General features: G+C 64.5%; 12 protein-coding genes and 1 pseudogene. 6 read left to right on the top strand and 7 right to left on the bottom strand.

From position 1 onward, the window contains the following. Positions 1 to 70: 70 nt before the first annotated feature. The 4 genes from csgH (at position 71) to QZ266_RS13820 (ending at position 2,456) form a co-directional block, all read left to right on the top strand. Positions 71 to 460: a curli-like amyloid fiber formation chaperone CsgH gene (gene csgH, locus QZ266_RS13835; protein ID WP_295696146.1), complete on the top strand. Its 390-nt coding sequence runs from the start codon at positions 71 to 73 to the stop codon at positions 458 to 460. Positions 461 to 642: 182 nt separating this feature from the next. Continuing rightward, complete coding sequence (locus tag QZ266_RS13830; RefSeq protein ID WP_295696144.1) at positions 643 to 1,155, top strand: DUF1993 family protein; 513 nt, start codon at positions 643 to 645, stop codon at positions 1,153 to 1,155. Positions 1,156 to 1,207: 52 nt separating this feature from the next. Beyond that, on the top strand, positions 1,208 to 1,783 hold the full coding sequence (locus QZ266_RS13825; RefSeq protein ID WP_295696142.1) for an SRPBCC domain-containing protein: 576 nt from the start codon (positions 1,208 to 1,210) through the stop codon (positions 1,781 to 1,783). Between the two features lie 37 nt (positions 1,784 to 1,820). Next, on the top strand, positions 1,821 to 2,456 hold the full coding sequence (locus QZ266_RS13820) for an LON peptidase substrate-binding domain-containing protein (protein WP_295696140.1): 636 nt from the start codon (positions 1,821 to 1,823) through the stop codon (positions 2,454 to 2,456). A gap of 3 nt (positions 2,457 to 2,459) precedes the next feature. Here the strand turns inward: QZ266_RS13820 and QZ266_RS13815 are convergent, their stop codons facing one another. From QZ266_RS13815 to QZ266_RS13800, 4 genes and pseudogenes are all read right to left on the bottom strand, one after another. Beyond that, the gene (locus tag QZ266_RS13815; protein ID WP_295696138.1) at positions 2,460 to 2,834 is read right to left on the bottom strand and encodes a hypothetical protein; all 375 of its coding nucleotides are present in this window, start codon (positions 2,832 to 2,834) and stop codon (positions 2,460 to 2,462) included. Between the two features lie 47 nt (positions 2,835 to 2,881). Beyond that, positions 2,882 to 3,280, bottom strand: coding sequence for a hypothetical protein (locus QZ266_RS13810; protein WP_295696136.1), 399 nt, complete (start codon positions 3,278 to 3,280; stop codon positions 2,882 to 2,884). A 104-nt stretch (positions 3,281 to 3,384) separates the two neighbouring features. Continuing rightward, positions 3,385 to 3,933 (bottom strand): hypothetical protein, encoded by a 549-nt coding sequence (locus QZ266_RS13805; protein ID WP_295696134.1) that lies wholly within the window; start codon positions 3,931 to 3,933, stop codon positions 3,385 to 3,387. Between the two features lie 329 nt (positions 3,934 to 4,262). Beyond that, positions 4,263 to 4,892: pseudogene (locus QZ266_RS13800) on the bottom strand (AAA family ATPase); the annotation flags it as partial. 162 nt (positions 4,893 to 5,054) lie between these two features. Between QZ266_RS13800 and QZ266_RS13795 the strand changes: the two are divergent. Together QZ266_RS13795 and QZ266_RS13790 are read left to right on the top strand one after the other, a co-directional pair. After that, positions 5,055 to 5,237 carry a YqaE/Pmp3 family membrane protein gene (locus tag QZ266_RS13795; protein WP_295696130.1) on the top strand — a complete coding sequence of 61 codons (183 nt, stop codon included), beginning with the start codon at positions 5,055 to 5,057 and terminating at the stop codon, positions 5,235 to 5,237. Positions 5,238 to 5,351: 114 nt separating this feature from the next. After that, the gene (locus QZ266_RS13790; protein WP_295696128.1) at positions 5,352 to 6,335 is read left to right on the top strand and encodes a hypothetical protein; all 984 of its coding nucleotides are present in this window, start codon (positions 5,352 to 5,354) and stop codon (positions 6,333 to 6,335) included. On the opposite strand, the gene QZ266_RS13785 is transcribed toward QZ266_RS13790, so the two are convergent. The 3 genes from QZ266_RS13785 to QZ266_RS13775 form a co-directional block, all read right to left on the bottom strand. Beyond that, positions 6,332 to 6,760 carry a DUF6691 family protein gene (locus QZ266_RS13785; protein WP_295696126.1) on the bottom strand — a complete coding sequence of 143 codons (429 nt, stop codon included), beginning with the start codon at positions 6,758 to 6,760 and terminating at the stop codon, positions 6,332 to 6,334. The two genes, QZ266_RS13790 and QZ266_RS13785, sit on opposite strands and share 4 nt — an antisense overlap. Further along, positions 6,757 to 7,212: a YeeE/YedE family protein gene (locus tag QZ266_RS13780; RefSeq protein ID WP_295696124.1), complete on the bottom strand. Its 456-nt coding sequence runs from the start codon at positions 7,210 to 7,212 to the stop codon at positions 6,757 to 6,759. Before QZ266_RS13780 ends, QZ266_RS13785 begins: the two co-directional genes overlap by 4 nt. 338 nt (positions 7,213 to 7,550) lie before the next feature. After that, positions 7,551 to 8,171 (bottom strand): hypothetical protein (locus QZ266_RS13775; protein ID WP_295696123.1); only part of this gene is annotated, 621 nt, incomplete at its 5' end.

Genomic DNA, 8,171 nt, shown 5'->3' with positions numbered 1-8,171 from the left:
GACGACCCCGCCGGGCGCAGCGGCATGACGCCGCTGCGCCGACCGGGCCGCCCCAGCCAAGGAGGCTGACATGGGTATTAAACTGATTTCCTTGAGTTCGCTGGCGGCTATGGCCAGCATCTGGTTCGCCGTTGAAGTTGATGAGGCGCCGGCTGAAGCGCGTCTCGCCATGCTGGAGAATGGTCCGGCCTGCGGCATCGACCTGACAGAAACCGTCGATGGCCTCGTCGTGACGGCGTGGAGTGCGCCGGATGCCGGGTCCAGCTGGGACATGATCATTACCCAGCGCACCGGTGGAGGGTCCTTCGATCTCTACCAGGGCGGCGATATCGAGCCCTATGGTGAGGGTGCGGTGATCCTGTCCGACATCACACTGGATATGGAGACCGATTTCAGCGCCCGGCTCTCGACCTGGAGCCCGCAGGGTGACCTGCTCTGCCGCTGGGGTGACGCCGTCTGAGGCGGGGGCGGGTCTTCCCCGCCGCCGGCAATCGACCGACATGCCTGACCGGGATGCCTGACGGGATCCCGGTCTGCCTGTGTCCGGGCTTCCCGCTGCCCAAACCAACCACATCCACGCGCCTTGTCGATACCGGTTCGGCCCCCCATCTGAGGACTTCACCAAACGGGGAGTACGCCGAAATGAGTATCACCTTGTCGTCCGTTGCACGGACTCAACTCGATCAGGTCTATCGCGCGGTCGACATCATCCTGGCCAAGGGCGAAGCCCATGCGAAGGAAAAGGGGGTCGAGGACAGTGTCTGGCTCAATTGGCGGCTTTCGCCGGACATGTTCGCCTTCACCCGCCAGGTTCAGCTGGTCTCCGATTTCACCGTCCGCGGCATGTCGCGCCTTGCCGGCGTGGAACCGGCATCACTGCCCGACACCGAAACCAGTTTCGCAGAGCTTCGCGCCCGCGTCGCCAAGGCCCGTGAAGCTGTCTGGGCGCTTGATACCGACGCGATCGATGCCAATCCGCAGGCCGATATCACCTTCCCGGCCGGGCGTGATCGGGAGATGACGCTGCCGCGCCAGACCTATCTGCAGAGCTTCGTCATCACCAATGCCATCTTCCATGCCTCGACGGCCTACAACATCCTGCGCCAGCTTGGCGTCCCGGTTGGCAAGGCCGACATGATGGGCATGAGCGGCTAGCTGGATCTCCATGGCAGGGCTAGTCTGGTGTTCCACACACCGGAGCCTTGCCATGATCAGTCTCGCAGCCCTGCTACTGGTGGCCGCCCAGCCGGCCACCGGCTCCGCCGCCGAAACCGCCATTCAGGCCTTCGAGCCGCAGGGATTTACAACCCGCTTTACCGTCGAGATCGAGGCGCCGGTCACCGAGGTGTTCGAGGCGGCTACGGGCGATGTGACAGGCTGGTGGGACCATAGTTTCTGGCCGGACCCGGCCGAGATGGTGATCGAGCCCCGCTTTGACGGGCGCTTCTATGAGCGTTTCGAGGCGGGCTCGGATAACGGGACGCTGCACGCGCGGGTCATCTTTGTCCGCGCACCTTATCAGCTGCGTCTGCATGGACCGCTGGGCTTGTCAGGACGGGCCTTCGACATGGTCACTAGCTGGTCGCTCGAAGACGCCGGAGCGGGTGACAGGACGGCCTTCACGGTCGAGCTCCACATGGCCGGGGAAATAGATGCGGAGATGGCCGCTATCGTCCGCTCCGTCTGGGTGCATTTCATCGATGCGCGCCTTCGCCCCTGGGTCGAGGCTGATTGCCATCTCGCGCCTGACGAAGCCTGTTCTGCCTTTGTCACTCAGCCTTGACCTTGGCAGGCCCCGAGCTCAGCCCTATCTCAAGCGAATGACGGATTTCGAAGACCTCCCCGAACACCTGCCGCTCTTTCCATTGGGGGGCGCTATCCTCCTGCCCGGAGAGATATTGCCGCTGAATGTCTTTGAGCCGCGCTACCTCAACATGCTGGACGATGTCCGGCATGGCGATGGACATGTCGGCATCATTCAGTGCCGCTCCGGCAGAAATCCGGAAAAGCCTGAGCTCGCACCGATCGGAGGCGCCGGTCGGTTGAAGCAATGGCAGGAAACGGATGATGGCCGTTATCTGATCACGCTCGTCGGCGTGAGTCGCTTCCGCTTGTGCCAGGAAATCGAGGTCGGCAAGCCTTACCGTGTGGGCGAGGCTGATTATAACGGTTTTGCCGGTGACCTCCTGCCACGGCAGGTGCCGGACGCGGATCGTGACCGGCTCCTTGGATTGCTGCAGGCCTGGTTTGAGGCGGAGCAGCTCGCCGCCGACTGGCGGACGCTGCGGGACGCGCCCTTGCCGGTCCTGGTCGATCAACTGGCCATGTCGGCGCCCTTCGCGTCGGCTGACCGCCAGGCCTTGCTGGAAGCGCAGGACACGACAGCGCGCCTGGATCTGATGCAGGACCTTCTGGCGGCGCGGATTGCCGGAAATGCCGGCGGCTCGATGCAGTAGGCGTCAGCGGACCAGCCAGTCCCTGGCGGCGCCTTTTGACGAGAATGCCTTGGCCTTGTCGCCATTTCGAGCATGCGCCTTGCACGCGCGGCTCGCGGCCGTTTTCTGGTCGGCCCGGATGATGTAGGCCGTGCGATAACCGCTGAACAGGCGGGCGACAAAGCGCAACCGCTCATCCCATTCCAGCTCGGACAAACGATAATTCGCGTCGCGCACGTCGTAGAGGATCAGCCGGGAGTCGAGCTTTGCCGCGATGGAGGTGAAGGCAGCGGCGGGCGCGCGTTCATCGCCAGCCATTCGCTCACCCTGGGCGCGGAGCTCGATTACGCCGTTCCTGAGATGCAGGTCGAACCCTTGCATGGAAAAGCTGGAACGCAACCGGTTCACCCCTCTGAGCTCAACTAACGCTCACGCACTCCCCAAGGCTAGCGCGAGCCGGGGTGGTCGGTCACCCCACCCAGCCAAATCCGGGCGGCCTGGCGCGAGCGGCAGGACAGGCCTCGGCCGCCGCGGGCCTCCAGATGGTGCAGGACCCGGGCGACCTGGATGTCCTGGTCCTGGCGGTTGACGAAGGCCGTCGGATGTCCCTGGCAAACGCGGGCGATCAGCCGCGCCCGTTCTTCCCACTCGATCTCGTCCAGCTGATAATCCGCACCGCGGACATCGAACAGGATCCCGGTGACATGGGTGTTGGCCAGAAAGGATTCGAAGGAGCGTCCGGGATCGCGACCCATGGCGGCCGTGCGTGTGCCGTCGGTCCGCATTTCCAGCACCTGGCCGTCAATACGAATCTCGAAGCCCTGCATGGAATAGGCCTGGACCACACGCTTTCCCTTTCGTCGCGAAGGGGCGGTTATGGCGCCAATAATGCCGAGAATGTGACGTTTTGGCCAATCGGGGCGGGCAACGGCCATGCGTATGCGGGTAGCTAGCCGGGCTTTCGGGCTTGCAGACAGGCGCAATTGCTCATCTCGTTCGCGCACAATCGATCCAGCCATTCGTCCAGGGCAATGGCGAGAATGCGTTGTTGCGACCAGTTCATCTGAACCGACACCGTGCCCAGCCGACGCTTCTGCTCGGCGGTCAGGCGCACGGTGGCACGATGCGCCAGCGGGCCGTCTGGTCCGGGCAGCGGCGGCGGACTGGGGGTCACGCCTTCGCTGCAACATCCGCCCTGCGGCGAGGCGGAAACGGATGTTTCCGGACGCCGCCCCAGGGACGGGCCGGAACCGGAGTCAGACGCCGGGTGTGCCACCGGCGCAGGCTTGCCCGCTGGAGACGCCGTCTTGCGGGCAATCAGGGATTGGCGGGTTTCGCGAGTCTCGGAGGCCAGGTTTTCCGGCCGCGTCGGCTCGATGTCGCGGCGTTGCGGCAGATCGGTATAGGAGACCTGGCCGAGCGGCGAGGGGAGGGCGGGCGAGGCTTCGCCCTTGCGGGCCAGGAGACCGGCATGAAGGCTGGCATATTTGGCGCTCATCGGGATGTCCTTCCTGTCGGGGCTCAGGCCGTGAAACGGCGGCCGAAGGGTTGATGGGCCGCGCGGCGACGGTCCGGCTTGCCGGGCGGCGGACCGCTATCGGCCTTGCGGCGGTCTATGCCGTCCCAGTTGGTATTGGCGGAGGGGGCTGGTTCCGGCGGCGGCGCGGTCGTGCCGGCCAGGGCATAGCCCGGCTGGTTTTCCAGCGCGTCCTCGTCCTCATCCACCTCCTGGCCCGACATGCCGGCGGTGGCGGGCGACAGGATGTCGGCCTCGAAGGTGGAGCGGGGTGGCCGTTCCAGCATGTCGCGCGGATCGCTGGCCCGCATGCGCATGAGCCGGTCATCGAGATAGGCCCAGAGATTGGCAACCTCACTGGCCGAGCGGCTGGTTTCGGAGACCTCGCCGACGGTGCGGCCATCAATCATGGAGGCCGCGAAGTCGACGCGGTGATGCAGAGTGACAGGCGCGACTGTCCCGTGCTGGGAGAGGGCGACGGCGGTCTCGCCGGTGATCCTGGCCCGGGCGGTCGCCGAATTGATCACGAAGACCAGCGGCTTGTCCTGCATCTGTACGATATCGACCGTCGGACCCACGGCGCGCAGATCGTGCGGGCTGGGCCGGGTCGGCAGGACGACCAGATCGGCATGGGTGATCACCTCGGCAATGGTCGAGGTCACGGCCGGCGGTGTGTCGATGATGATCAGCCGGTAGCCGGCCTCTTCGAGCAGTTTTATGTCGCGTCCCAGGTCCGGCACGGAGATGCGGGCAAAGGCGGGTGTGGCGCTGGCCCGCGCATTCCACCATTTCGCCATCGAGCCTTGCGGATCGGTATCGATCAGCGCGACCGGCCCGGCGCCGGACATGTCCGCCTGCACCGCCATGTGCGCCGATACGGTGGTCTTGCCGGATCCGCCTTTCTGCGACGCGAAGACCACGACTTGAGCCTTGCCTGTCATTTCAGCACCTCTCCCGTCCGACCGTGTGCAAACGGCCTCATGGAGCGCCATGAAAACAGGCATGTCTTGCGCGAGGTCTAAGCCGGGCCTCGGGATTTAAGTCGAAATTTCGCCGTATTGTCTGAGTCTGTTCGCGGGTCTGAGCAGCGAGGAACCCGACGCATGGCCGAGAAGGCCGTCACATCCGGCGATATCATCCGCATCCTTGCCGCGGTCCTGTTGCCGCCGCTCGGCGTTTTCCTGCAGGTCGGGATCGGTATCCAGTTCTGGATCAATATCGTGCTGACCATCTTCGGCTATATCCCGGGTATTGTGCATGCGGTCTGGATAATCGCCCGGCGCTGACCGCGCCCGTTCAGGCGGGACGCGCAAGGGGGCAGGGGACGCGCTCACAGCCAGTCCCGCCCGGCGCTGACCCCACCTCATGCTAGGCTGAATGCCAGCTGAGGAGAATCTGCCATGCCGGAAATGACCGGAACCGAGACTGCCCTGAACCGCTATGTCGCGTTTCACGAGGCGCTGGGTCGTGCGCGTCCCAGGCCGGATGGTGATTCCCGTCCCTTTGCCGCCTCGGCCCTGGTCCGGTCGCCGCGCGGCGAGGCCGCCCGGGATAGTCGCTCGCTGGTTCAGCGGACCCGCGAGAATTTCCGGACCCTGAAGGAAGAATCCGGCGGCTGGCGTGCGCCCAGCGGCGCGGTGCGCTGGATCTATGCCGCGATGATGGCTGCCCAGTCGATCGACATGAACCGCTATTTCGCCCTGCGCGACGCCCTCAAGGCCGGCCGCAAGGCGTCCGGGACGGGCACGCTCTATGCCGGCGGATCGCGCGCCGCCCTGGTCCTGTCCCTGTCGGACGAGTCCATCGACACGCTGATCCCGCGCTTCTTCGCCATCAAGGCTGCGATCAAGCCGCCCTGGTGGCGCCGGGACGTGTCGATCACTGACATGTTTTCCGCCGCTCATGCCGCCGAGGGCGCGAGCCCGGCCGATGTCGCCGCGCGTCGCGAACAGGCCGAGGCGATCTTCGCCGCCGATCGTGTCCTGCGGGGCCACAAGCGGGAAGGCGCGCGTCTGTGCGCCCTGATGGGCACCAGTCCGCACCAGGTGATTGCCGGTTTTGCCGATCTGCGAGACGCTGTCCGGGCCGATCGCAAGCTGCGCTCGGATCATGACAAGTCGATGCTGGTGGCCTGGGCCTGTGAGGGCCTCACTGCGGCGGACATTCCGGCCCTGGCCGAGATCCGCGAAGCCCTGCCGCGTCAGTGCCGCGGCGCCGGGCATGCCCGGACCCGTCTGGCGCACCAGGTTCTGGTGGCCGATCGACCCGCGCCTCCGGGCAGCAGTATTTCCGCGCTCACCGCCGTGATCGCCGCCCAGGCTGCCATGATGGCCGCCGTGATTGCCGCCAGTTCGGCCGCGACCACGACAGCCGCGACCAGCTAGGCCGGTTTCGCACCGAAGGCGGGCAGGAAGCGGAAGGCGACCATGCCCGCCAGCATGGCGGCACCGAAGACCCAGACCGGCGGACCGCCAATGGTCAGCACGGTCAGGGCCGGGCCCGGGCACAGGCCGACCAGTCCCCAGCCCGCGCCGAACATCACCGCCCCGGCAGCCAGCCGGACATCGATCTGGCTGGCGGAGGGCAGGGCGAATTCGCCGCCCAGCATCGGTTCGCTGCGGCGCCAGGCGAGGCGATAGCCGATCGCGGTGACGGCCAGGGCGCTGCCCATGACCAGCGCCAGGGACGGGTCCCAGGCACCGAAAATGTCGAGAAAGGCGAGCACTTTGGCCGGATTGGTCATCTGCGCGATGACCAGACCCAGGCCGAAGATGAGACCGGCCAGGCCGGCGGCGAGATTGCGCATCATGATGCCCCTCCCGCAAACAGGCCGGCGAGGCTGCCGCGCATCAAGGTCACCGTGACCATGCCGACCGCCATGAAGACCAGGACCGAGATCAGGGAGCGGGCCGACAGGCGCGACAGGCCGCAGACGCCATGCCCGCTGGTGCAGCCGGAGCCCAGCCGCGTGCCGAAGCCGACCAGAAGCCCGCCCGTGATCAGGAGCGGCCAGCTCGCCGTGATATCCACCGCCAGTGAGGGCCGCGCCTCTCCCGGTATGAGCAGCATGACCAGCGGTGCCGCGACCATGCCGCCGAGAAAGAAGAACCGCCAGGCGCGGTCGCCCGGCGCGCCGAACAGGGCCGTGCCCAACAGGCCGCTAATCCCGGCAATCCGCCCGTTCAACGCCATCAACAAGACCGCCGACAGTCCGATCAGCGTGCCGCCGACCAGTGCCGAGACCGGTGTGAAATTTTCCATCTGAGCCTCCCGTGCTGCGCCAATTACACGCCGGCTTGCGTGCAATTGGAAGGGGCAAGCGGACATGGCTGTGGCGCCGCACGCGCGAGGCGCCGGCGAGAGAGGGAGGGGAACGGGATGTCGGCCAATGCCGTCAACCGGTTTGATTTGATAACGTGACATCGCCGACATCCCGTTCGCGGAGATTTCCCGGGCTGTCTCCACCCCGATTCCAATGCGCCAGATACTGAGGGTCGGTCGGTTAGTGCCCCTGGACCTGATCGCACGCCCTGCCGGAGCTTCGGGGTGTCACATCCAAAGCGCGGCATTATGTAGCAAATGCACAATACTCGGCGCGTTTAATTATCGGACACTAAGTCATTGGCCCTCGAAAAGCCAATTGAGAAAATGAATTCTTGATCGCAACTGCAGCACTTCCACCTCTGGCCAACCGCTATATCGGCTGGGCAAAAATAGTTAGTAGCCTCACAGCCTTCAACGGGGCACGGCACTGCTGTCTGAATTGGCTCGAAACGTACTTGGTTTTCGCCAAATTCATACATGTTGTATTCAGCGGAACAGTTTTCGCTAAGGCAGTAAATTTTACGCCTTTCGCCTCGCTTAATCCGCCGCTTTATAAGAGCCCCACAAAATGTGCATTCCGTCTCCCCAGTAAGTCGAAAGTTTATATTCCAAACGCTTGAATCTAAGACTTTTTGAATTGCCTCTAATACATCTTCCAGTCGCCCTTTGATTTTCGGCCAGTCCGGCTCCTTACTAGACGATAGGCGTTCGATTGTTGGAACGTGAAGGATCGATCCCAGCGCGTCATAATGTTTTTTTATTGTGGGCAGATCGAGCAACTCGTTTCTGCCAACATGATGCATCGCTCTCGCGGGCACATTGGGTTGCTCTTGCTCTCCTACGTATAAGTCGCCTGACTGATCGGCTGTTGGGTCTATTTCCAGCAGCGCCTTCAG

The sequence above is a fragment of the uncultured Maricaulis sp. genome (assembly GCF_905480005.1).
In the GTDB taxonomy this organism is placed as follows: Bacteria; Pseudomonadota; Alphaproteobacteria; order Caulobacterales; family Maricaulaceae; genus Maricaulis.
This window is presented reverse-complemented; position numbering and strand designations above follow the sequence as displayed.

Excerpts from the sequence above, each read along its gene's own strand:
- csgH (WP_295696146.1), top strand. The coding sequence starts at position 71 with ATGGGTATTAAACTGATTTCCTTGAGTTCGCTGGCGGCTATGGCCAGC.
- QZ266_RS13830 (WP_295696144.1), top strand. The coding sequence starts at position 643 with ATGAGTATCACCTTGTCGTCCGTTGCACGGACTCAACTCGATCAGGTC.
- QZ266_RS13825 (WP_295696142.1), top strand. The coding sequence starts at position 1,208 with ATGATCAGTCTCGCAGCCCTGCTACTGGTGGCCGCCCAGCCGGCCACC.
- QZ266_RS13820 (WP_295696140.1), top strand. The coding sequence starts at position 1,821 with ATGACGGATTTCGAAGACCTCCCCGAACACCTGCCGCTCTTTCCATTG.
- QZ266_RS13805 (WP_295696134.1), bottom strand. The coding sequence starts at position 3,933 with ATGAGCGCCAAATATGCCAGCCTTCATGCCGGTCTCCTGGCCCGCAAG.
- QZ266_RS13795 (WP_295696130.1), top strand. The coding sequence starts at position 5,055 with ATGGCCGAGAAGGCCGTCACATCCGGCGATATCATCCGCATCCTTGCC.
- QZ266_RS13790 (WP_295696128.1), top strand. The coding sequence starts at position 5,352 with ATGCCGGAAATGACCGGAACCGAGACTGCCCTGAACCGCTATGTCGCG.
- QZ266_RS13785 (WP_295696126.1), bottom strand. The coding sequence starts at position 6,760 with ATGATGCGCAATCTCGCCGCCGGCCTGGCCGGTCTCATCTTCGGCCTG.
- QZ266_RS13780 (WP_295696124.1), bottom strand. The coding sequence starts at position 7,212 with ATGGAAAATTTCACACCGGTCTCGGCACTGGTCGGCGGCACGCTGATC.